The organism is Cupriavidus sp. GW821-FHT02F09 (assembly GCF_059421605.1).
In genome coordinates, this window is record NZ_JBWKVH010000011.1 from 12,115 (window position 1) to 32,312 (window position 20,198).

At 66.1% G+C, this 20,198-nt stretch carries 22 protein-coding genes; 13 read left to right on the forward strand and 9 right to left on the reverse strand.

The annotated features are described in order from the left end of the window. Positions 1 to 91: 91 nt before the first annotated feature. Complete coding sequence (locus tag AC07XB_RS14715) at positions 92 to 487, reverse strand: DUF6331 family protein (protein ID WP_492372261.1); 396 nt, start codon at positions 485 to 487, stop codon at positions 92 to 94. Positions 488 to 767: 280 nt separating this feature from the next. Here AC07XB_RS14715 and AC07XB_RS14720 point away from each other — a divergent pair, with 280 nt between their 5' ends. After that, positions 768 to 1,163, forward strand: a complete 396-nt coding sequence (locus tag AC07XB_RS14720; protein WP_492372260.1) for a DUF1801 domain-containing protein — start codon at positions 768 to 770, stop codon at positions 1,161 to 1,163. A 91-nt stretch (positions 1,164 to 1,254) separates the two neighbouring features. Here the strand turns inward: AC07XB_RS14720 and AC07XB_RS14725 are convergent, their stop codons facing one another. Further along, positions 1,255 to 1,632, reverse strand: coding sequence for a hypothetical protein (locus tag AC07XB_RS14725; RefSeq protein WP_492826866.1), 378 nt, complete (start codon positions 1,630 to 1,632; stop codon positions 1,255 to 1,257). 347 nt (positions 1,633 to 1,979) lie between these two features. Between AC07XB_RS14725 and AC07XB_RS14730 the strand changes: the two genes are divergently transcribed. Together AC07XB_RS14730 and AC07XB_RS14735 are read left to right on the forward strand one after the other, a co-directional pair. Continuing rightward, positions 1,980 to 2,411 (forward strand): CopG family transcriptional regulator, encoded by a 432-nt coding sequence (locus AC07XB_RS14730; RefSeq protein WP_492372258.1) that lies wholly within the window; start codon positions 1,980 to 1,982, stop codon positions 2,409 to 2,411. Positions 2,412 to 2,463: 52 nt separating this feature from the next. Continuing rightward, a complete protein-coding gene (locus AC07XB_RS14735; protein WP_492827028.1) occupies positions 2,464 to 3,573 on the forward strand; it encodes an extracellular catalytic domain type 1 short-chain-length polyhydroxyalkanoate depolymerase in 1,110 nt (369 codons plus the stop codon). 41 nt (positions 3,574 to 3,614) lie between these two features. Here AC07XB_RS14735 and AC07XB_RS14740 read toward each other — a convergent pair whose 3' ends face one another. After that, on the reverse strand, positions 3,615 to 4,502 hold the full coding sequence (locus tag AC07XB_RS14740; protein ID WP_183033095.1) for a LysR family transcriptional regulator: 888 nt from the start codon (positions 4,500 to 4,502) through the stop codon (positions 3,615 to 3,617). Positions 4,503 to 4,732: 230 nt separating this feature from the next. On the opposite strand from AC07XB_RS14740, the gene AC07XB_RS14745 reads away from it, so the two are divergent. The 3 genes from AC07XB_RS14745 (at position 4,733) to AC07XB_RS14755 (ending at position 7,619) form a co-directional block, all read left to right on the forward strand. Further along, positions 4,733 to 5,734: an ornithine cyclodeaminase family protein gene (locus AC07XB_RS14745; RefSeq protein ID WP_492372257.1), complete on the forward strand. Its 1,002-nt coding sequence runs from the start codon at positions 4,733 to 4,735 to the stop codon at positions 5,732 to 5,734. After that, a complete protein-coding gene (locus AC07XB_RS14750) occupies positions 5,731 to 6,564 on the forward strand; it encodes a phosphate/phosphite/phosphonate ABC transporter substrate-binding protein (protein WP_492372256.1) in 834 nt (277 codons plus the stop codon). Before AC07XB_RS14745 ends, AC07XB_RS14750 begins: the two co-directional genes overlap by 4 nt. Positions 6,565 to 6,662: 98 nt before the next feature. After that, entirely contained in the window at positions 6,663 to 7,619 is a 957-nt protein-coding gene (locus tag AC07XB_RS14755) for a Bug family tripartite tricarboxylate transporter substrate binding protein (RefSeq protein ID WP_492826869.1), read from the forward strand. Between the two features lie 105 nt (positions 7,620 to 7,724). Here AC07XB_RS14755 and AC07XB_RS14760 read toward each other — a convergent pair whose 3' ends face one another. Then, complete coding sequence (locus tag AC07XB_RS14760; protein ID WP_492826871.1) at positions 7,725 to 8,267, reverse strand: ureidoglycolate lyase; 543 nt, start codon at positions 8,265 to 8,267, stop codon at positions 7,725 to 7,727. Positions 8,268 to 8,525: 258 nt separating this feature from the next. Between AC07XB_RS14760 and AC07XB_RS14765 the strand changes: the two genes are divergently transcribed. From AC07XB_RS14765 to AC07XB_RS14785, 5 genes are all read left to right on the forward strand, one after another. Continuing rightward, complete coding sequence (locus AC07XB_RS14765; protein WP_492372283.1) at positions 8,526 to 9,848, forward strand: MFS transporter; 1,323 nt, start codon at positions 8,526 to 8,528, stop codon at positions 9,846 to 9,848. A 131-nt stretch (positions 9,849 to 9,979) separates the two neighbouring features. Further along, positions 9,980 to 10,708: a FadR/GntR family transcriptional regulator gene (locus AC07XB_RS14770; RefSeq protein WP_174428415.1), complete on the forward strand. Its 729-nt coding sequence runs from the start codon at positions 9,980 to 9,982 to the stop codon at positions 10,706 to 10,708. A 121-nt stretch (positions 10,709 to 10,829) separates the two neighbouring features. Beyond that, positions 10,830 to 12,047 (forward strand): methyl-accepting chemotaxis protein, encoded by a 1,218-nt coding sequence (locus AC07XB_RS14775; RefSeq protein ID WP_492826873.1) that lies wholly within the window; start codon positions 10,830 to 10,832, stop codon positions 12,045 to 12,047. A gap of 337 nt (positions 12,048 to 12,384) precedes the next feature. Beyond that, the gene (locus AC07XB_RS14780; RefSeq protein WP_492372252.1) at positions 12,385 to 12,759 is read left to right on the forward strand and encodes an RcnB family protein; all 375 of its coding nucleotides are present in this window, start codon (positions 12,385 to 12,387) and stop codon (positions 12,757 to 12,759) included. Positions 12,760 to 13,119: 360 nt separating this feature from the next. Continuing rightward, entirely contained in the window at positions 13,120 to 13,440 is a 321-nt protein-coding gene (locus AC07XB_RS14785; protein WP_492372251.1) for a high-potential iron-sulfur protein, read from the forward strand. Between the two features lie 105 nt (positions 13,441 to 13,545). On the opposite strand, the gene AC07XB_RS14790 is transcribed toward AC07XB_RS14785, so the two are convergent. Next, positions 13,546 to 15,003: a M81 family metallopeptidase gene (locus AC07XB_RS14790; RefSeq protein WP_492372250.1), complete on the reverse strand. Its 1,458-nt coding sequence runs from the start codon at positions 15,001 to 15,003 to the stop codon at positions 13,546 to 13,548. Between the two features lie 11 nt (positions 15,004 to 15,014). Then, positions 15,015 to 15,995: a tripartite tricarboxylate transporter substrate binding protein gene (locus AC07XB_RS14795; RefSeq protein ID WP_183033087.1), complete on the reverse strand. Its 981-nt coding sequence runs from the start codon at positions 15,993 to 15,995 to the stop codon at positions 15,015 to 15,017. Positions 15,996 to 16,158: 163 nt separating this feature from the next. Here AC07XB_RS14795 and AC07XB_RS14800 point away from each other — a divergent pair, with 163 nt between their 5' ends. After that, positions 16,159 to 17,076, forward strand: coding sequence for a LysR family transcriptional regulator (locus AC07XB_RS14800; protein ID WP_492372248.1), 918 nt, complete (start codon positions 16,159 to 16,161; stop codon positions 17,074 to 17,076). 34 nt (positions 17,077 to 17,110) lie between these two features. Here AC07XB_RS14800 and AC07XB_RS14805 read toward each other — a convergent pair whose 3' ends face one another. The 3 genes from AC07XB_RS14805 to AC07XB_RS14815 form a co-directional block, all read right to left on the reverse strand. Beyond that, positions 17,111 to 17,599, reverse strand: coding sequence for a hypothetical protein (locus AC07XB_RS14805; protein ID WP_492372247.1), 489 nt, complete (start codon positions 17,597 to 17,599; stop codon positions 17,111 to 17,113). A gap of 49 nt (positions 17,600 to 17,648) precedes the next feature. After that, positions 17,649 to 18,119 carry a MarR family transcriptional regulator gene (locus tag AC07XB_RS14810; protein WP_492811215.1) on the reverse strand — a complete coding sequence of 157 codons (471 nt, stop codon included), beginning with the start codon at positions 18,117 to 18,119 and terminating at the stop codon, positions 17,649 to 17,651. A gap of 277 nt (positions 18,120 to 18,396) precedes the next feature. Next, positions 18,397 to 19,158 carry a metallophosphoesterase gene (locus tag AC07XB_RS14815; RefSeq protein ID WP_492372245.1) on the reverse strand — a complete coding sequence of 254 codons (762 nt, stop codon included), beginning with the start codon at positions 19,156 to 19,158 and terminating at the stop codon, positions 18,397 to 18,399. Between the two features lie 113 nt (positions 19,159 to 19,271). On the opposite strand from AC07XB_RS14815, the gene AC07XB_RS14820 reads away from it, so the two are divergent. Next, the gene (locus AC07XB_RS14820; RefSeq protein WP_493688074.1) at positions 19,272 to 20,132 is read left to right on the forward strand and encodes a DUF6597 domain-containing transcriptional factor; all 861 of its coding nucleotides are present in this window, start codon (positions 19,272 to 19,274) and stop codon (positions 20,130 to 20,132) included. Positions 20,133 to 20,198 lie beyond the last annotated feature (66 nt).

Below are 20,198 nucleotides of genomic sequence, written 5' to 3' on the forward strand. Positions count from 1 at the left end.
TACGAAATCCGCGGTTCCATGACTGCCCAAGAATCCACTGACTTACCCGATCGTCCGCTGACTTTGATGACGGGCGCGATTTGCGTGTCCGTCAGTACGGCTCACGATCGCGCGCGCCGGACGCAAGGCAGGCAGCGATGTGGTCGATCAGTTGAAGCAAGACCTGCCTGTCGAAGTAGTTGTTCATCCTGTGGCTGAGGAACACGTCGCCGCCAGCGCCGGCGACGCGTTCTCTTACCTGTGCAATCCGTTCGGCAAGATCGGGGAGCCCGGCTTGCATCGCCGCCCGGGCAATGGCATCAGGCCAGAAACCATAGGCGTCAATGCCGCAACAGTCCGCGACGCATTCCGTTTCGAGCCAGTCAAGCAAGGGCAGGATAGGCACGAGCCACTCGTCGATGCCCACCGCGTCGTGGTGCTTCCCTTGCAGGTCGATGAACGGGATCCATTTGTCTTCGCCGATGCTGATGTCGCCTTGATTTGCCATTTCCTTCGCGCATGTCTGAGAGGGTAGAGTCGGCAAAGTGTAGCCGACCGCAGCGCGCCAGTATCGGCTGACAAAACCATGTCATCTGGCGACGGCCGGCAGCAATCTGAAGCGTGTCACCATGTCGCCACGACGCCGTATGGTCGATAGCGATCATGCAGCATGAACCAACGGGGTATGCTAGATTCAATGCCGCCTATTCAGGCGCGGTGCGGCTCAGGGAACGGCGAGCCGGCTATGCAAGCAAGCTAGTAAAACAGCCGAATCAGGTGCAATCCCTATGAAAAAGAGCGCAACGCCCCAGGGCGAATCCCCTTCCCGGCTGATCGATGCCAGGATCCAGGAACTGGACGATTGGCGGGGCAAGACGCTCGCCCATGTCCGCGCTCTCATCAAACAGGCTGACCCTGAGGTGGTCGAGGAGTGGAAGTGGAGAGGCGTTCCGGTCTGGTCTCACGATGGACTGATCTGCACCGGCGAGACCTACAAGAGCGTTGTGAAGCTGACTTTCGCCAAGGGCGCTTCGCTCGAGGACCCTTCAGGACTTTTCAACGCCAGCCTGGAAGGCAACACCCGGCGCGCTATCGATTTGCATGAGGGTGACGAAATGGATGAGGATGCCTTCAAGACGCTCATACGCGCCGCTGCAGCCCTGAACAGGTCATCGGCCCGATAGCCGAATCCGGCGCCTCATGTGTTGGCGCCTATCCTGGCCGGCCACGCAACAACCATGGCCAGCTACAACGGCCAACTACCACGCCCAGCAACTACGGCCGCTTGTCGCCTGCCGGGCTGGTAGGGCGCTGCGCAGGCAGCTTGCCGAGGATGCAATCCACCGCGCGCGTATCCGATTTGCCTTGCCCGAGCGCGCCGATGACCGAGTCGCGATACTGCACCGGCGTGATGCGCCGGTAGTAAAGCCGGGAGGTCTGGTCGAGCCAGTACACGTAGTCGCTGTTGTTCTGGCCACCGTCGGTGCGCAGCCAATCGCTGATGTTGTTGTTTCCGATCATCATGTTCGGGCAGCCTCGTTGCACGCTGTCGAGGTAGGCGTCGAAGCCTTTTGCCTCGTAGTTGCGCACCGAGTCTGGCGCGCAGGCGCATAGCACCAGGGCAGCGCAGGCGCAGGCAAGCCAGGATGCCATCCGGCGATGCCGTGGGCTGCGGCGCGTTGTCATTGCGGGGGCTGGCATATCGCTCCTATGTCCTCTCGATCACTTGATCCCTGGTTCCCTGCTGCTCTGGTTCGGTGTGCGTGAAGCCACGCCCAAGGATAGAGCGGATCCCCCGGCACCTTGCCGCATGGCGAAAAATTTCATGGGTCGCCGGTAAAGGCTTGAATGCCAGGGTGGGCAATGTTGCCGGATACCGTAGGCCGCACTTTTATGTGCGATTGCAGCAAAAATTGGCAATCGTCCTTGAATACTGGATCGTTCCATCCTATAACCATCCCATTGGATGGTATTTGGATGGTGCCGGATGGTTAACAACGATGGATGAGCAACAAAGGGCACTTGTGGCGCAACCCCGCCCTAAAGGCGGCGAAACCGAGAAGATCACGATCAATCTCGGTCCGGTCGATCTCGGCCAGATCGACCTGCTGGTCGAGGAAGGCTTTTACTCAAACCGTACCGACCTGATCCGCACCGCGATCCGCAACCAGCTTGCGATCCACGCGCAGGCCGTCAGCGAGACCGTGACGCGGCGCGCGCTGGTGCTTGGCCTGCAGCATTTCTCCCGCCAGGACCTGGAGGCGGCGCAAGCCGCGCACCAGCGCCTGGATATCCATGTGCTGGGACTGGCCAGCATCGCATCCGATGTCACGCCCGAGCTTGCCCTGGCCACGATCGAGTCGATCGTGGTGCTGGGCGCTTTCCATGCCTCCGCCGCCGTCAAGGCCGCGCTGGCCGGCCGTATCCGCTAAGCCGCCAGGCAACGGAACGCCCAACGCCAAAGGCACATAGAAGGACACCATGATGAAGATGAACGAAGAATTCCTGGCTTCCATGCAGGAAGCCATGGCGCTGCTGCGCACCGCGGGGCCGCTGGAAGCCACCGAGGTCATTGCGCGCGCGTTGCGCGGCAACAGCGCAGCGCCTAATGCCGGCTTCCAGCCTGCGCAAGTTGTCGAGGCGCTGCTGCCGCGCCAGGCGCAGGAGAACGCAGTGCATGCGCGTGAAGGCCGCGCACACCCCGCGGATGCGCGGCAACCCGCAGCGCAACCCGACGTGCGGGACACCGGCCACTTCACCACCCGGCGCCATGCCGGACACGCCGGCCAGCGCGCCTACAAGCTCTACGTGCCCGCCGGCTTCGAGGGCAAGCGCCTGCCGCTGGTGGTGATGCTGCACGGCTGCACGCAGGACGCCGACGATTTTGCCGCGGGTACCCGCATGAATGCGCTGGCAAGGCAGCACGGTTTCCTGGTTGCTTACCCCATCCAGCCCGCGACGGCGAACCCGTCCAAATGCTGGAACTGGTTCAAGCCGGGCGACCAGCAGCGCGAGCTGGGCGAGCCGTCGCTGATCGCGGGTATCACGCGGGAAGTCATGGCCAGCCATCCGGTCGATCCCGATCGCGTGTACGTGGCCGGCTTGTCCGCCGGCGGCGCCATGGCCGCCGTGATGGTGCACGCTTATCCCGACCTGTATGCCGCGGCGGGGATTCACTCCGGCTTGCCGTATGCCAGCGCGCATGACTTGCCGTCGGCGCTGGCCGCGATGAAGGGCGGCAAGCTGGCGGGCAAGCACATGGCGAACGCGCAGGCCGCGCCGTTGCGGCCCCTGATCGTCTTCCAGGCAGACGCTGATACGACGGTGCATGTGTCCAACGCCGACCGGCTGCTGGGAGCATTCCAGCCTGGCGGTGAGCAGGACAGCCAGCGCCGGAGCAAGCAGAACGGGCGCGCTTTCACGCGCCGCCAGTTGAAGTCGCGCGATGGCGTTGATGCGGAGTATTGGCTGCTGCATGGCGCGCCGCACGCGTGGGCGGGTGGCAGTACGCATGGCTCGTACACCGATGCGAGCGGGCCCGATGCCAGCGCGGAGATGGTGCGGTTTTTCCTGGCGCATCCGCTGAAGAGGTAAGCGGTGGCGCGGGTGCGTCGGCCTGATTGCCCCTGCACGCCTCAAGCCTTCATCCGCGCCACCAGTTCCTGCGCAAACTCCAGCGACAGCCGCGACAGCGGCTCGGACTGGACATTGAAGATCTGGACCGAGGCATTGACCTTGGTCCGGATCGGAATCGCCACGATATTGGGCCACGCCTGCCCGAACACCGTCATGGCATCGACCAGCGCGATGCCGGCCCCGGCCTGCGCCAGCGCGCGCGCCACGTGCGCCTGCTCCACTTCTATGCGCATATCGAGGTCGTCGAAGCCGCTGCCAAACATTTCCCGCACCAGCAAGCCGAACGGCACATCCGCGCCGTAGCCGATCAATGGCTCCCCGGCAAGCTCGGCCGGGCGCACGTAGCTGCGCCCGCTCAAAGGGTGCCCCGCGGGCACCAGCGCCACCATCGGGTTCTTCACCAGCAGCCGGGATTCCAGGTTGGGATGCGCCAGCGGCATGTTGGACACGGCCAGCTCGGCCTGGCCGGAGAGCAGGGCGCGCAGCATGTTGCCCGGGATCTGCGTGCGCACGACGATGCGCACCGCCGGATGCGCGGCGCGAAACGAGGCGATGGCGCGGGGCAGCACCGTCTGCCCGAGATTCGGGCTGCATGAAATGCGCAGGCTGCCCGTGCGGTTGGTTGCGAGGTCTTCCGCGATCTCGTTCACGCGCTCTATCCCCTCATACACCACATTGACCTCGCCCAGCAGCCGCCTGGCTTCCGGCGTTGGATGCAGGCGGCCCTTCACGCGGCGGAACAGTTCCAGCCCCAGGCGCTGCTCGGTGTGCGACATCAGCCGGCTGATGGCGGGCTGCGACACATACAGGAGTTTGGACGCGCCGCTGATCGAGCCCGTGAGCATCACGGCACGGAACACTTCGATCTGCCGGAGGTTCATTTTCATGATTTCAACCTATTAACCTGATGTTAAGTTGCGCGGATATATAAGCATATGACAGTAAGGGTGCGGCTGCCTACACTGGGTCCTGGCAGCGCGCTTGCACACGTGCACCAAGGCGGCGCCAGGTGCCATCGGCGCCGGCACCGCGATAGGGATGCATGGCCCATCGCGGGGCATCTTGATGCATGCCGGTGCATCGCCCCAACGTCCACTGCGGGAGACAAGGAGAGAACATGAGCGACATCCATCTGACTTACATCAACGGCCGAGACATTGCGAAGCTCGCGATGACCGACAAGGAAATCCTCGACGCGGTCGAGCAGGGCCTGCTGGCGCAAGGCAACAAGCAGACGGTGATCGAGCCGCGCGTGCACCTGATTCCAGACCCGGCATTCAATGGCCATTTCAACGTGCTGCGGGGCTATGTGGCGCCCCTGGGGCTGGCCGGCGTGAAGATCGTCGGTGACTACGTCGACAACTACAAGCTGGGCCTGCCATCGGAGATGGCCATGCTCAACCTGTTCGACCCCCGCACCGGCATGCCGGTGGCGATGATCGACGCGACCTTCATCACCGATGCGCGCACCGGCGCGGTGACCGCGCTTGGCGCTCGCCACCTGGCACGACGCAACAGCAAGGTGCTTGGCCATATCGGCGCGCGCGGCACGTCGTACTGGAATGTGCGCCTGCTCGACAGCCTCTTCGACTTCGACGAGATCCGGGTGCATTCGCGCCGCCCGGAAAGCCGCGACGCGTTCGCCGCGCGGCTGGAGAAGGATCTTGGCAAGAAGGTCATCGTCACGCAGGACTGGGAGTCGTGCGTGCGGGGCGCGGACATCGTGGTCGAGGCGTCGCGGCTGGACAAGCCCACGCCGCTGCTCAAGACCGAGTGGATCAAGCCGGGCGCGTTTGTGGTGCCGTACGGGACCATGAGCGCGGTGGAGCTGTCGCTGACCGACATCATGAGCAAGCTGGTGGTGGACGACTGGGCGCAGTGCAAGGGCGGCATGTTCGGCTCGCTGCGCGCGCATGTGGAGGCGGGCAGGTTGTCCGAGCAGACGCTGCACGCGGAACTTGGCGATATCGTCGCGGGCCGCAAGCCGGGCCGCCAGAGCGATGACGAGACCAACCTGTTCTGGCACCGAGGCCTGTCGCTGAGCGATATCGCGCTTGGCCACGCCATCATGAAGAAGGCCGAGCGCATGGGCATTGGCCAGCAGCTCGTCTACGCATGATCGCCAACGCGCGCATGTATGCGGTGGCCGCGCCGGTGGCCCAGGCGTGGCGTGCGTTGTTTGCCTACGTGGGCGAGCGCGCCGGCGTGGCGTGGACGTACGTCGAGCATGCCGCGCCGGCGCCGGTCAGCGCGCTGTGGGCGCGGCCGGACTGCGGCTGCGTCTTCATGTGCGGGTTCCCGTTCGTCAGCACGGGCAGCCGGCATCGCCTGCTGGCGGCGCCGGTGCCATCGCTGCCGCGCTATGGGGACCGGCCGGAATACTTCACCGAGTTCATCGTGCGCGACGATGCGGCGTTCGCCACCCTGGAGCCGGCCTTTGGTGGCCGGCTGGCTTGCATGTTGCCGGAATCGAACTCCGGCTTCAATGCGCCGCGGCACTACCTGATGGCAAAGGCTGCCGCTGGCGCTGCCACGCTGTTCCGGCCAACGGCGGCACCAACCCCCACGCCGCGCCAGGTGATCGACGCAGTGATCGGCGGCGATGCCGAGGTTGGCGTGGTCGACAGCTATGTGCTGGACCTGCTGCGCATGCATGTCCCTGAGCTGATGGCGAAGGTGCGCAGCGTGGCGGTGACGCCGGCGTCTCCGATCCCGCCGCTGGTGGCCGCGCCGCAGGCCGGCGACGCCGCCGTGGCGCGCGTGCGCGCCGTGCTGCTGGACCTGCATCGCGACCCGGCCTGCGCGGGCTGGCTCGCGCAATTGCGGCTGGCGCGCTTTGCTTGCGTCACCGCGCAGGACTATGACGTGCTGGCGCGCTACGCCAGCGAAGCCGACCACGCGGGCTTTGCGCTGACCGGCACCCTTGACGCCTGGGAGCAGCGTCCATGACCGCCACGGCAGCGAGCGCGGCTTGCGCGCGGCCTGACCGTGCCCGGGAGCCCGTTTTTGTGATTTCCTGATAGTCCGACTGACGTGGAGAATTGTCGATGAAGCGTTTCCTGATGACATTGCTGGCTGCCGGGTTGCCGATGCTGGCCAGCGCCCAGGCCTATCCGTCCAAGCCGGTGCGGCTGATCGTGCCGTTCCCGGCGGGCGGGCCCGCCGACGTGCTCGGCAGGGTCGTGGGCGAGGGGCTGTCCAAGGCGTGGGGCCAAAGCGTGCTGGTGGAGAACAAGGCGGGCGCGGCCGGCACCATTGGCGTGGAGCAGGCGGCCAAGGCCGCGCCGGATGGCTATACGCTGGCAGTGGTGCCGGTGGGCAATATCGCCGTCAATCCTTCACTGTTCCGCAGCCTGCCGTACAAGGCGCAAGACCTGGTGCCGGTGACGATGCTGGCGACGGCGCAGAACGTGCTGGTGGTCGGTGCCAACGTCCCTGCCGCTTCCCTCGCGGATCTCCTCAAGCTGGCGGCGCAAAAGCCGGGCGAGCTGACCTTTGCCTCGCCCGGGGCCGGCAGCCAGGCGCACCTGGCGGGCGAGTTGCTGCAGCTGGACGCCAAGGTCAAGCTCAACCACATTCCCTACAAGGGCGTGAGCCCGGCCATGACCGACCTGGTTGGGGGCCAGGTGACCATGATGTTCGCGCAGGTCTCGTCGGCGTTGCCGTACGTCAAGGCGGGCAAGCTCCACGCGCTCGGCGTGGCCAGCCAGAAACGCCTGGCGGTGATGCCCGACGTGCCCACCATTGCCGAGCAGGGCTTCCCCAGGTTCGAGGCGGTATCCTGGTATGCGCTGATGGCGCCGGCAGGCACGCCCAGGGAGGTGATCGCCCGCATCAATCACCAGGCGCTTGAAGTCCTGGCGAACCCGGCGCTCAAGGAGAAGCTGGCCACGCTCGGCATGGAGCCCAGCGGCGGCACGCCGCAGGAACTGGCCACCACGATTGAGCAGGACAGCGCGCGCTGGGCCGGCGTGATTCGCAAGCGCCAGATCACGGTGGACTGAGGGCATTGCGAAGCCGCCAGTCTGATCCGCTGCGCCCATAGCAGGCAGCAGGGGGGATCAAGCCGGTGCAGTCCTGGACCCCGCTCGCAACAGGCGACGACGCCTTTACCCCGCCACCAGGTAGTTGCCGCGCAGCTCGGTGACGTCGCAGTTGTGGCCCTCGCCGCCGCGGTCCACCACCAGGAAGCGCGCCGTGCCTTGCGTGACGATCAGCGAGTGATGCCAGGCGCCGCGCTTGTAGTTCACGCCTTGCCTGCCGTTGGTGACGAACACGCGGATGGCCGATTCGTCGATCTGGTCGCCAACGGGCGCCACGACCACCAGGAAGGCGGCCTCGTCCAGGGGCACGAAGGCCTGGCTGCCCAGCGGATGCCGCTCCATGGCGCGGATGCCGAGCGGCAGCGCATAAGGCTGCGCGTCGAAGAAGCTGATCAGCGCCCGGCCGCCCTGCGTGCCGACGTCAACGCTGGCAAGGTCGTCGTAGCGCAGCGTCATGCCGCCATTGATCACCATCGGCGCGCGCCCCTCGCTTTCGATGACATCGCCAAACGGGGCGAATGCGGCTACGGTCAGTGGCTCCACCCGCAGGCGCTCCGGCGCTTGGGATGGCAGTGGGGGCTGGATCGCCTTCTCGTCGGGAGCAGACACGTTTTTCCTTTTTCCTCTTGTCATGGGTAAGAAGTGGCCGGGGAAGGCGCTTGGCCAACCTCCGTGGATCAACTGGTAATACCAGTAGATCCAGTATCCGATTGTCAACGACTGGCGTCAAGACGCTTTTATCACAGGGTTTACGCTGCTTTTCCAGAGAAACGCTGGGACGTATCCTTCGCCATCTCCAAGAAAACAGACTGGTAATACCAGTTGAGATAACAAGCCGAGCCACCTGAGGAGGAAACCGCTGTGTCCCTGACCACCGCCCCATCGCTAGCCCCCGAGCCCGCCGCCGCCCGCGCGGCGGCGGCGCAGGAAAACGCCGTCTACCGCAAGGTTGCGTGGCGCCTGCTGCCGTTCCTGATGCTCTGTTATGTCGTGGCCTACCTGGACCGCGTCAACGTGGGGTTTGCCAAGCTGCATATGCTTGGCGACCTGCAGTTCAGCGAGTCCGCCTACGGGCTGGGCGCAGGCCTGTTCTTCATCGGGTACTTCTTCTTTGAAGTGCCGAGCAATGTGCTGATGCACCGCATCGGCGCCAAGGCGACCATCTCGCGCATCATGATCATGTGGAGCGTGATTTCGGCGGCGATGGTGTTCGTGCAGACCACCACGCAGTTCTACGTGCTGCGCTTCCTGCTCGGCGCGGCCGAGGCTGGCTTTTACCCCGGCATGATCCTGTACCTGACCTACTGGTTCCCGTCGCACCGCCGCGCGCGCATGGTGGCGCTGTTCATGTGCGCGATCCCGGTGTCGGGCATCTTTGGCGGCCCGCTCTCCGGCTTCATCATGGAGTCCATGCAGGGCGTGGCGGGGCTGCGCGGCTGGCAATGGATGTTCCTGATCGAAGCGCTGCCTTCGCTGCTGGTCGGCGTGGCCGTGCTGGCCTACCTGGACAACAACATCCGCTCGGCGCGCTGGCTCACGCAGGGCGAGAAGGACCTGCTGGAGCGCAACATCGCCAACGAGAACGCCACCAAAGGCGGGCACATGACCATGCGGCAGCTGTTCTCGGACCGCCGCATCATCAAGATGGCCTGCATCTGCTTTTGCACGGTGATGGGCCAGTACGGGCTGACGTTCTGGCTGCCGTCCCTGATCCGGCAGGCCGGCGTGAGCGGCGCGCTGAATATCGGCCTGCTGACGGCCATCCCGTTCTCCGTCGCGGTGTGTTCGATGATCCTGGTCAGCCGCAGCTCCGACCGCATGCGCGAGCGCCGCTGGCACCTGATCGTGCCGTTTTGCTGCGGCGCAGCCGGCCTGGCGCTGAGCGCGATCTTCAGCGACAACGTGGTGCTCTCGCTCGCCGCACTGGCGCTCGCCGCGGGCGGCAGCCTGGCCACCTCGCCGTTGTTCTGGAGCCTGCCGACCGCGCTGCTGTCCGGCGCGGGTGCCGCTGCCGGCATCGCCATGATCAACTCGTTTGCCAACCTGGCGGGCTTTGTCAGCCCTTACATGATCGGCCTGATCAAGGACGCGACGCAGAGCACCAACCTGGCCATGTTCGTGCTGGCTGGCGTGCTGCTTTGCGGCGCGGCGCTGACCTATACGGTACCGGCGCGGCTGGTGAACAAGTAAGTCAGGCAGGTATGCGATGGCGCTGCCCGGGGCGTGCTCCGGGCGGGTCGTCGAGTACAATTTGCCGTCAATCCGGCGGCAAGCGCCGGCCTCCATCTTTCACGATCCCGCGCAGGACTTCATCGCACCCAATGGTCACAGCTACCGCCATCTCCGCCAACGCCGCGAACCTGATCCGCGAGTGGATCGAGGGCGGCAAGTATCCGGCCGGATCGCTGTTGCCCTCGCAGCGCGACCTGTCGGAGCAGCTCGGCATCAGCCGCACCTCGCTGCGTGAGGCGTTGTCCACGCTGCAGGGGCTCGGGCTGGTGGTCTCGCGCCCCGGCAAGGGCGTGTACGTGGCCGCCGACGCTGGCGACGGCGCACCACCGCCATGGCGTTTCTCCAAATCGCATTCGCTGACCGATATCTACCAGTTGCGCTTCGCGCTGGAGGGCTTCACCGTGGGGCTGGCCGCGGCGGCGCTGCTGCCGGAAGACATCGACGCCCTGCGCGAGAACACCGAGGCCATGCGGGTGTGCATCGACGCGTCCGACTTCACGCAGGCCGCCCGGCTGGACTTTGATTTTCATATGCGCATCATCGCGATTGCCGGCAACCGCGCCATCGCCGATATCCTGCGCAACAGCACTGACGTCATGCAGGAAAGCCAGCGCTTGCCGTTCTACCAGCGCGGCAGCCGCCATGCCACCTACACCGAGCATTGCGCCATCATCGACGCCTTGGCCGCGGGCGATGCCAGCCTGGCCCAGCGCGCCATGTCGGATCACATCGTCCGGGCGGCCCAGCGCGCCGGCGTGCATTTCCCCGCGGGCAGCCGCGCGGGCGACGGGGCGGCGCCGGGCCATCTCCCCGGCTGAGCGGGCCTTGCGGACGGAGCCGATAAAGGCATCCAGGATTTCTCCTAAAGTTTCTGCGCGCATCGCCGTTATCCAGGCGACGACGCAGGCGGAGTCCACATAAAAAAGGGGAGATGCAGCAATGATGTCATTTGCCAACCTGACCATCCGTACGCGCCTTGGCGTGGGATTCGCGGTGGTTTTGCTCTTGATGGCCGCGGCAATCGCGGCCGGGCTGGACCGCCTGCCTGGTGCGAGCGGCGGCGGCGCGCAGCAGGCCATCGACGGCGCGCGTACCTTGATGTTTACCCTATGGCTTGTCGCGCTTCTGGTTGGCGCCGCCTTCACCTACGGCATTGCGCGCAGTATCGCCGAGCCGCTAGGCGAGGCTGTCTATATCGCCGAGACCGTGGCCTCCGGCGACCTCAGCAAGGAATTCGAAACCGAGCGCAAGGGCGAGTTCGGCCGCTTGCTGGCCGGCATGGGCGAGATGGAGGACATGCTCACGGACCTGGTGACCCGCATCAAGGAATCGACCGATTCCATTTCCGACGCCTCCAAGCAGATCGCCGCCGGCAATGCCGACCTCTCGCAGCGCACGGAGGAGCAGGCCTCGGCGCTGCAGGAAACCGCATCGAGCATGGGCGAGCTGACCGCCATGGTCAGGCAGAATACCGAGCGCGCGCACGCGGCCAATGAACTGGCGGCGAATGCCTCGCATATTGCGCAGCGCGGCGGCACCGTGGTGGGCGAGGTGGTGGAAACCATGCAGGCGATCAGCGCCAGCTCCAAGAAGGTCGTCGACATCATCGACGTGATCGAGGGCATTGCGTTCCAGACCAATATCCTGGCGCTCAATGCCGCCGTGGAAGCGGCGCGCGCGGGCGAGCAAGGGCGCGGCTTTGCCGTGGTGGCCGGCGAGGTGCGCACGCTGGCGCAGCGCAGCGCCGCGGCCGCCAAGGAAATCCGCGGTCTCATCGGCGATTCGGTTGAGCAGGTGCGCAACGGCTCCGCGCGGGTGGAGCATGCCGGCCAGACCATGCGCGAGATCGTGACGGCGTCCAGCCAGGTCACCACCATCCTGGGCGAGATTTCGGTGGCATCGGCGCAGCAGAGCGGCGGCATCGAGCAGGTCAATCAAGCCGTGATGCAAATGGATGCGGTCACGCAGCAGAACGCCGCGCTGGTGGAGCAAGCCGCCGCCGCCGCGTCTGCCCTGGCGGAACAGGCGCACCAGTTGCAGAACGCGGTGGGCGAGTTCAAGCTGGAAGCCACCCCCGACGACGACGCCCCTGGGCACACCGCTTTGCCGGCACGCTGCAGGGCGCGCACGCCTGATCGCCGGCGGCAGGCCTTGTGATGCGGGCGCGGCTTGCGTGCCGCGTCCTGGTCAAATCGGCTTGTATTTCTTACACGGATGGTGGGCATTTACCGCCATCGTGTTCTTGCCTGTCTCCCTCCGCACTTCATTTTTCCTCCGCGCAAGCATGATGAGCGCCCGATGCGGCGCTTCTCGGCGGCATCCTGCGCCGCAGCCACTATTCTTCAATCGGGCATCGAAGTTGCGAGCCAGTCCATGGCGACAAGCCATTCGCGTGGACTGTTCGTGCTTTTGGCCTTGTTGACGATGTCCTGCCAGGGCCAGCGCGGCCACCGCGGCCAGCGTGGCTACAGCGGCTAATAAAAAGGAGTGCCTGATGACGAAAACCGTGAGAAGCAAACTGCTGTTGGGCGTGATGCTCGCCGGCGGGTTCCTGGTTTCGGCCCAAAGTTCTGCGCAGCCGGACCGCGACTCTGACCGTGGCTACCAATACCGGGGCCAGCCGCAGCCGCACCGGGATGACCGTGGGCGGCCGGGTGACGACCGTGACAACGCGCGTAGCGGGCCGGGCCAGTGGCATAAGGGAGACAGGCTCCCCGCGGAGTACCGTGATCGCCAATATGTGGTGGATGACTGGCGTTCGCACGAACTGCCGAAGCCATCGAAGGGCCACCACTGGGTTGGCATTGGCGCGGATTACTACATGGTCGCGCCAAATGGGGCGATTGTGGATGTGGGCGGACGGCGCTAGAACGTTCTTCCCTGCCTGATCCGGCCTCATACGATCCTGCGGCCGGATTCCGGGTGCGCGCAGGGCATGGATCGATCGCATTCCATGACTACGCGCAACGTCGACGTAATCGGCGTCGTCTAAACTCAATCGGGATACAAGCCTGGAGCCGGCCACGATGGCGGCTCCGGGTGCCGGCTGCGCGCACTTTGAATCGACGTGTCTGACACTTGGTTTTTTGCTGGGGCGTAGCCTGCGTCCGGGCTGGTATCTGGCGCGCGCCGTCATGGGCGCGCCGATGGTTGACGGACGGGGGCTTGCGTGGTTGCACAAGGCGCGGCCCTGTCCGGTTTGTCCCCCACAGAAAAAAGAGGATTAAAGATGTCAACTCGTCGTCATTTCTTGAAAGGCATTCCGATCATCGCGGCGGCCGGCGCGCTGGGTGTCTCCCTGCCAGCCCGGGCGCAGGGAAGCGGCCCGATGGTGGATGAAAAGGACCCGCAGGCGGTCGGCCTTGGCTACAAGGCGGATTCGTCCAAGGTGGACAAGGCCAAGTACCCGAAGCATGACACCAGCCAGCATTGCGGCAACTGCCAGCTCTTCCAGGGCAAGGCGGCGGACGCAAGCGGCGGCTGCCCGCTGTTCGCCGGCAAGCAGGTCGCGACCAAGGGCTGGTGCAGTGCGTGGGTGAAGAAAGCGTGAAGAAAGCGTGAAGAAAGCTTGATGCAGGTTGATGCAGGTTGATGGAGGCTTGATGCCGTGAAGGCGGCGCTCGCGCGTCTGGGCGCGTGCGCCGCCTTTTTTCGTTCAGGCATCGATCGGCCACTTGGGCCGGCGAATGTGCCGATAGGGCAGGGAGCGCAAATTGAGCGAGACCGAGCCTGGCGCGTCCGCGTAGATGACATGGCGCGCGATCCGCGAGAACGCGGTGTGGAAGTGCTGCGCGGATTTGACGATGATTAGCGTCTTTTCGGACAGCCGGCAGCCGAGCTGCGTGAAGACATCGGTGTCCAGCGCCTGCGCGCGCCGCGTGATCAGCACGATCTCGATGCCATCCGCCTCCACCAGCGCCGCGTTGCCCACCGCCGCCGGCGCGCCCGACAGCCCCGTCATGATCATGTCAGGAACCAGCGCCTTCACGGTGCAAGCCAGGTCGATGGGCTCGCCGGACATCGGGCTGACCTTGCCGCCGATGCGCAGCGCCAGCCGCGCGCCCACACCGGCACTAAAGGCAATGCGCACAGCGATGGGATCCCACAAGGGGCCCACCGCCACGTTGCCGATGCCACGCGCGCGCAGGCGATGCAGCAGGAACGTGGCATCGCCCGCCGCCCCGCCGCCGGGGTTGTCGGCCGCATCCGCGATCACCACGGGCGCGCCGCCCGGCGCCTTGGCCAATGCCAGCGCCTGGTCGATGGCCGCATCCGGGCCAGGGTAAGCGGGCGTCAGGGTCTCGCGCATGCGGATCAGCTCGTCGGCCAGGCGCCGCGCGAGCCGGTGCGCGGCTGCGCCATCGCCATTCGCGTACACCAGCAGCTTGGTGCCCATGTCTGGCACGTCGCCCCACGGGAAGCCATGTGCCACGGAGACCGAGAGGATGCCGTCGTGTCCCTCCAGTGCGATCAGCCGGTCGACGTAGCTGCGTGCCGGCTCCTGGTTGGTCCGGATGGTGACGACCATCGCGCAGTCGGCCACCGCCGCCACGGGGGCGATGTGGCCCGCCACCTGCGCCGCGCATAGGTCCACCAGCTCCAGCGCTCGCTCGCGGATATCGGTGTGCGGATATTCCTTGTAGGCCACCAGGATGTCGGCATGCGCCACCATGTCATCCGACAGGTGGCAGTGCGGGTCCAGCTCGGCGCCGATCACCACGCCGGGGCCAACCAGCGCGCGCACGCGGGTGAGCAGGTCGCCCTCGCAGTCCGCGTAGCCATCGGCCACCATGGCGCCGTGCAGGCCCAGCACCACCATGTCGACGGGCAGCGCCCGCCGCAGGTCGCCGAGCAGTTCATCGCGCAGCGCCTCATAGGCGTGACGCGTGGTGACGCCGCCGGGCTGCGCGCCCGCGGCCATGCCCTCGATCACCACCCAGCCGCGCGCGCGGCCGCGTTCGCGCGCGGCCCACAGCGGGCCGCTGAACATGGTCATCTCCGGCGGGTGCGTGCCTGCGGGAAAGTAGCCGCGGTCGACGAACGCATCGAGCGCGGTCGGCAGCGGGGCGAAGGTGTTGGTCTCGGTGGCCAGCGAGCCGGTAAAAACGCGCATGATCTGCCGGCCTAGTCCGCGGTGGCGCCAGAGGCCTTGACCACCGCGCCCCATTTGGTGATTTCCGAGCCGACAAACTGGCGCAGCGCCTCGGGCGTGCCGCCGCCCGGCGTCGCCACCATCGCGGCGAGCTTCTCGCGGGTTTCCTTCTCGGCCATGATCGCGTTGACTTCCTTGTTCAGCGTATCGACGATGCTGCCCGGGGTGCCAGCGGGCAGGAAGAGCGCATACCACGACACCACTTCATAGCCCTTCAACCCGCCCGCATCCACGGTGGGGATCTCCGGCGCGAAGGGCTGCGGGCTGGCGCTGGTCACGGCCAGCGCGCGCAGCTTGCCGCTCTTGATCAGGGGCATGACCGATGGCGCCGTATCGAACATCACCTGCACCTGGCCCGCCATCAGGTCGGTCAGCGCCGGCGCGCTGCCCTTGTACTGCACGTGCTCCATCTGGATGCCCGCCATCATCTTGAACAACTCGGCCGACAGGCGCGTGGACGAGCCCGCGCCGGACGACGCGAAGAAGATGCCCTTGGGATGCGCTTTGGCATAGCTGATGAACTCCGCCACCGTCGTGGCCGGCACCGACGGGTTCACCGCCATGATGTTCGGGAAGCGCGTGAGCAGCACCACCGGCGCGAAGTCCTTCTGGAAGTCGAAGGGCAGCTTCTTGTACAGCGAGACATTGATGGTGCTGGCATTGGAGCCTAGCAGGATGGTGTAGCCATCATTGGGCGAGCGCGCCACGCCGGCCGCCGCGATATTGCTGGCCGCGCCAGGACGGTTCTCGACCACGAAGCTCTGCCCGAGCCGTTCCGAAAGCCGGTTGGCCACCAGCCGCGCCACGGCATCGGAGGAGCCGCCGGGCGCGTAACCGACCACGATCTTCACGGGTTTGACCGGGTACGCGGGGTCTTGCGGCGCCGCGCCCGCGGCCTGGTGACAGAGCACGCCCAAGGTTGCGGCTGCCAGGATTGAAGCGAAGGGTTTCATGCTTTGTTTGCTCGAAGGGGATCGTGGTCGCGGATTTGCCGCCCGCACATTATTCGCAATTCCAGTCGTCCGAATCAATGTAAGCTTGCCGGGAAATTGTTGCCTATTTGGCAACGATTGGCGGAGTTTGAGCCAGTCAGGAAACGTGAAACAGGAACGGAACATGGAAGGCGGACTGAGCGCGCGGCGCCTGCAGTATTTCTTCGAAGCGGTCAACACAGGGTCGGTGCGCGGCGCGGCCGAGCGACTGGGCGTGGAGCCGTCGATCGTCAGCCGGCAGATCCAGCTGCTGGAGACCGAGCTAGGCGTGGCGCTGCTGGAGCGCAAAGGCCGGGGCATCGTGCCCACGGAGGTGGCCGCCATCGTGATGGACCATTGCCGCGACCGCCAGGCCAGCGAACAAGCGCTGATGGCCCGGCTCGATGAAGTGAACGGCCTGCAGCGCGGGGATATCCAGCTGGTGGCCAGCGAGGGCTTTGTGGATATCCTGATGAGCGGGGTGGTGGATGCGTTCTGCCGGCAATATCCCGGCATCCGCGTCTCGCTCAAGGTGGCGGGCGCCTCCGACGCCGTGCGCGCGGTGGCGCACGACGACGCGCATATCGGCGTCTTGTTCGGCGCGCCCGCGGATCCCGCCGTTCGCGTGGTCACGGCGCGCACGCATCCGCTGTGCGTGATCGCCTGGCCGGACCATCCGCTTGCGCGGCAGCGCAAACGGCCCGCCCTGAAGGACGTGGCGCGTTATCCGGTGGCGCTGATGGCGCCGGGATTCGGTTTGCGCCAGCTGATCCAGATGGCCGAGCTGTCCGAGAACATTGTTCTCACGCCCAGCTTCGTCGCCAACTCCATCCTCACGCTCAAGCGCTATGTCGAGTGCCGCCTTGGCCTGACCTTCACCTCCTCGAATTCCGTGGTGACGGAAGTCGCCAGGGGCGAGCTGGTGGCGCTGCGCACCACCAACCCCATCTTCGAGGCCGCGCAGTCGCGCCTGATCGTCAGGGCCAACCGGCCGCTGACCAGCGCGGCACGCGGCATGCTTGAGCGCATCGAAGCGTCGCCGTTGTTTGGTGGCGGGCAATGAGGGCCGGCGGGCTGCTCGCAGGCGTGGCCGTGGCTTAGCTCGGCATGGATGCCTGGGACAGGCTCGCCGTGGCTGGCGCCGCGGCGAGCCGTGCCGCGCGGCAAAGCGCGGTGGCTGTCGCAAGGCCCTGGGTCACGACGGCCATTGGCCGGTACAGCGCCGTGGCCAACACCGAAGCCATGCGCTCTTGCGTCAACGGGCCAAATGCGGCAAGGCACCTCTGCAGCGGCGGGGACGTCTCGGCGGCGATCAGGAATGCCAGGATTTCCGTGCCGGCTTCGCCCAGGCCGGCGGCCTGCGCCAAGGCCGTGGCGCGGGGCCAGGCCGGATACGCGGTGATGTAGGCGGGGTCGGCAGCGTAGCGGACGGCTTGCGCAATACCGGGGTCTTGCGCCGCCAATTGCACCCGCCGAGGATCTTGCGCCAGCTCCGCGCGCCGCAGCAGCCGTCTTATCCAATGGCAGACCACGGCGGGAGGCGGCATGTCATTCGTCATATCGGCGCTGGGTGCGGCAGGGAGCATCGGGGTTCCGGTTTGTTGTTTGTTGGTTTGTTTGTCTGTTTATCTATTTTCAGTGCGCCAGTTCCACCCGGCGTTCCGCCTGGCGCCCAAGCCGCACGCTGTGGTCGTGCAACGTGGCCTTCATGCGCCTGAGCGAGGCCGTCAGCGCGTGGCGTTCCTCGGTGCTGAAGGGGGCCACGGAGACGGAGTGGAGCGCCTTCAACCCTTTCCAGACGCGGTCCACCTTGGGCTCGGCGCGCGCGGGGATCAACGGCTGGCCGGCGGGATCGTATGCGATCCAGCCGTCGGCGTGCAAGGCGTCCAGCAGGCTTTCCGAGTGCGCCGCGGATATCAGCATCAGGCCCAGGTAAGGCTCATGGCGAACGAACTCTTCCTGGCGGATAGCGCGCAGCAAGATCCATTTCGGATAGTCGAGTCCAGCATCGCACAGAGTCTGGTCCAGCACGCGCTGCCATTCGCGCACGCTGTCCATCAAAGCAAGAAGTACGGATTCCGTCGGTTCGAGAGCCTTAGGCTGCATTGCTTTATCTCCTGTCTTTCGGGCTTGCCAGACCAGGGGCCGGCGCGTGGCCGGCCCGGGCGGCGCAGGGGATGCGGCGGGCGTCGCCTGCCTTGATTTCCTGCGGAGCAGACATTAGCAGACAACTTCTGCCATGGCGAAGTGCCCCTGCGGGCCGAAAGGTCTGGCAGTGCATTACGCAGCGCAAACCAAGGGAAAATCCCAAGTGGCTTGTCCGGTGCGCATCACGCCGGCGTTCGCGCCGCGAACTTCGGTGCGGTTGCTGGCCGGCGTTGCTTTACAGCTCGATGACAAGGCCCGGATTGAAACCCGGGTTTTCGAGCTTGCCATCCCGTGCGTAGCCGCGCGGGTTGCACACCACGCGGGTGGCGCCCAGGCGATAGTCGAAGCTGTCATGGGTATGCCCATGCACCCAGAGCGCAGGCTGCCATGCCGCGATTTCCTGGCGCAGGTCGGAGACGAAGCTGGCGTTGAGGTGCGAGCCGGCGAACTTGGGGCTGATGCTCAGCGGCGACGGCGCGAAGTGCGTGATGACGACGGTCTGGCCGTCGTGGGGCGCCTGGAACCGCTGCGCCAGCCAGGCCACCGAATCCCTGAACAGCGCCTGCGACGTGGCGGGCGTGAAGCGCTCCTCGAAATCCGGCGCAACGCGGATGCGGGAGAAGTCGCGCATCAGTGACTGGGCGTCGCGCAGGCCATCTTCGCGCTGCTGCGGGGAGGAGAACAAGCGGTAGTCCGACCACAGCGTGCAGCCGAGAAAGCGCACGCCACGGTAATGCCATTCCGAGCGCTCCAGCACCTGTACCTGCGTGCCGGCCGCGCCGGCGCGCAGGGCGTCCATGGTGGTGGCCAGGTCGCTGCCGTAGAACTCGTGGTTGCCAGCCACGTACAGGGTGGGCAGGGTGGCGGCCGCGGCCCATGCCATGGCTTCCCGGGGGCGCCAGATGTCGCCAGCCAGTATCATCACGTCGACATCGGGATTCGGAAAGTCCATCGGATAGACCGAAAGATGCAGGTCCGAAACCAGGCCAATTTTCATGCGTCTCTCCTTGGGGGGCTGGCGATGCCAATTCCGGCGCCATGCCTGGATTGCAATCCATCGCCATTAATCGCCATGAATCGCCATCAACGTCTGCGGGGACCCACAGAGTAATGCAACAGCCGGATTCGCGACATTCACCGGACATTCCCGCGCTGGCAGGCACGGTCGGGCACTACTGCGAAGCCCGGCCCCGGCCTGAACTCCAGCCGCACTTCCAGTGCGTGTGGACCAGTGCCTTGCCAACTGACCACGCCGGTGCGATCGCCGTCGTGCCGGACGGCTGCGTGGATGTGCTCTGGCGCGCCGGCCGGCTGCTGGTGGTCGGGCCTGACATCACCGCGGCCCGGCCGGACCTGACGCCCGGCGTGGTGGTGCTGGGCGCGCGCTTTCAACCGGGCGCGGCGCTGCCCTGGCTGGGCCTGCCCATGTCGGAGATCGTCGGGAGCCAGGTCGAGCTGGCTGATCTGTGGGGCGCGCGTGGGCGGGAATTTGCCGGGAGGATGGAGGAGGCCGCGGCTGCAGGGCGCGAGGTGGAAGTATTCCAGAGCCAACTGGCGCGGACGGCGTTGAGCGTCGACGCCCCGAGCCGCGAGGCGGCAGCCATCTTCGCGCTGGTGCAGGCCAACGCCGGCATGGCGGGCGAGACGATTCCCCTGCTCCTGCGCCGGCTGGGCCTTGGCGAGCGCACGCTGCGGCGCCGCAGCGTCGAGCATTTCGGCTACGGCGCGAAGACGCTGGAGCGGATCCTGCGGTTCCAGCGTGCGCTGTCGCTGGCGCTGGCATCGACGCAGCGGGCAGGCGGCAGGGCAGGCAACCGGGCAGGCAGGGCGGACAGGTCCGACTTTGGGCTGGCCGCGCTCGCGGCGGATGCGGGCTACGCCGACCAGGCCCACCTGAGCCGGGAGATCCAGTCGCTGTGCGGCATGACGGCGTCGGCCCTGCTGCGCCAGTTGTGCGCGCCAAAGGCTTGATTGGCCGTTTTGTTCAAGCTTTGCCGCGGCATCCGGGTGAAAATGGTGTTCCTTATCCATCACCAG

What these genes read in the sequence shown, in the direction of transcription:
- AC07XB_RS14715 (WP_492372261.1), bottom strand. Translation starts at nt 487, where the DNA reads ATGGCAAATCAAGGCGACATCAGCATCGGCGAAGACAAATGGATCCCG.
- AC07XB_RS14720 (WP_492372260.1), top strand. Translation starts at nt 768, where the DNA reads ATGAAAAAGAGCGCAACGCCCCAGGGCGAATCCCCTTCCCGGCTGATC.
- AC07XB_RS14725 (WP_492826866.1), bottom strand. Translation starts at nt 1,632, where the DNA reads ATGGCATCCTGGCTTGCCTGCGCCTGCGCTGCCCTGGTGCTATGCGCC.
- AC07XB_RS14730 (WP_492372258.1), top strand. Translation starts at nt 1,980, where the DNA reads ATGGATGAGCAACAAAGGGCACTTGTGGCGCAACCCCGCCCTAAAGGC.
- AC07XB_RS14735 (WP_492827028.1), top strand. Translation starts at nt 2,464, where the DNA reads ATGAAGATGAACGAAGAATTCCTGGCTTCCATGCAGGAAGCCATGGCG.
- AC07XB_RS14740 (WP_183033095.1), bottom strand. Translation starts at nt 4,502, where the DNA reads ATGAAAATGAACCTCCGGCAGATCGAAGTGTTCCGTGCCGTGATGCTC.
- AC07XB_RS14745 (WP_492372257.1), top strand. Translation starts at nt 4,733, where the DNA reads ATGAGCGACATCCATCTGACTTACATCAACGGCCGAGACATTGCGAAG.
- AC07XB_RS14750 (WP_492372256.1), top strand. Translation starts at nt 5,731, where the DNA reads ATGATCGCCAACGCGCGCATGTATGCGGTGGCCGCGCCGGTGGCCCAG.
- AC07XB_RS14755 (WP_492826869.1), top strand. Translation starts at nt 6,663, where the DNA reads ATGAAGCGTTTCCTGATGACATTGCTGGCTGCCGGGTTGCCGATGCTG.
- AC07XB_RS14770 (WP_174428415.1), top strand. Translation starts at nt 9,980, where the DNA reads ATGGTCACAGCTACCGCCATCTCCGCCAACGCCGCGAACCTGATCCGC.
- AC07XB_RS14775 (WP_492826873.1), top strand. Translation starts at nt 10,830, where the DNA reads ATGATGTCATTTGCCAACCTGACCATCCGTACGCGCCTTGGCGTGGGA.
- AC07XB_RS14780 (WP_492372252.1), top strand. Translation starts at nt 12,385, where the DNA reads ATGACGAAAACCGTGAGAAGCAAACTGCTGTTGGGCGTGATGCTCGCC.
- AC07XB_RS14785 (WP_492372251.1), top strand. Translation starts at nt 13,120, where the DNA reads ATGTCAACTCGTCGTCATTTCTTGAAAGGCATTCCGATCATCGCGGCG.
- AC07XB_RS14790 (WP_492372250.1), bottom strand. Translation starts at nt 15,003, where the DNA reads ATGCGCGTTTTTACCGGCTCGCTGGCCACCGAGACCAACACCTTCGCC.
- AC07XB_RS14795 (WP_183033087.1), bottom strand. Translation starts at nt 15,995, where the DNA reads ATGAAACCCTTCGCTTCAATCCTGGCAGCCGCAACCTTGGGCGTGCTC.
- AC07XB_RS14800 (WP_492372248.1), top strand. Translation starts at nt 16,159, where the DNA reads ATGGAAGGCGGACTGAGCGCGCGGCGCCTGCAGTATTTCTTCGAAGCG.
- AC07XB_RS14805 (WP_492372247.1), bottom strand. Translation starts at nt 17,599, where the DNA reads ATGCTCCCTGCCGCACCCAGCGCCGATATGACGAATGACATGCCGCCT.
- AC07XB_RS14810 (WP_492811215.1), bottom strand. Translation starts at nt 18,119, where the DNA reads ATGCAGCCTAAGGCTCTCGAACCGACGGAATCCGTACTTCTTGCTTTG.
- AC07XB_RS14815 (WP_492372245.1), bottom strand. Translation starts at nt 19,158, where the DNA reads ATGAAAATTGGCCTGGTTTCGGACCTGCATCTTTCGGTCTATCCGATG.
- AC07XB_RS14820 (WP_493688074.1), top strand. Translation starts at nt 19,272, where the DNA reads ATGCAACAGCCGGATTCGCGACATTCACCGGACATTCCCGCGCTGGCA.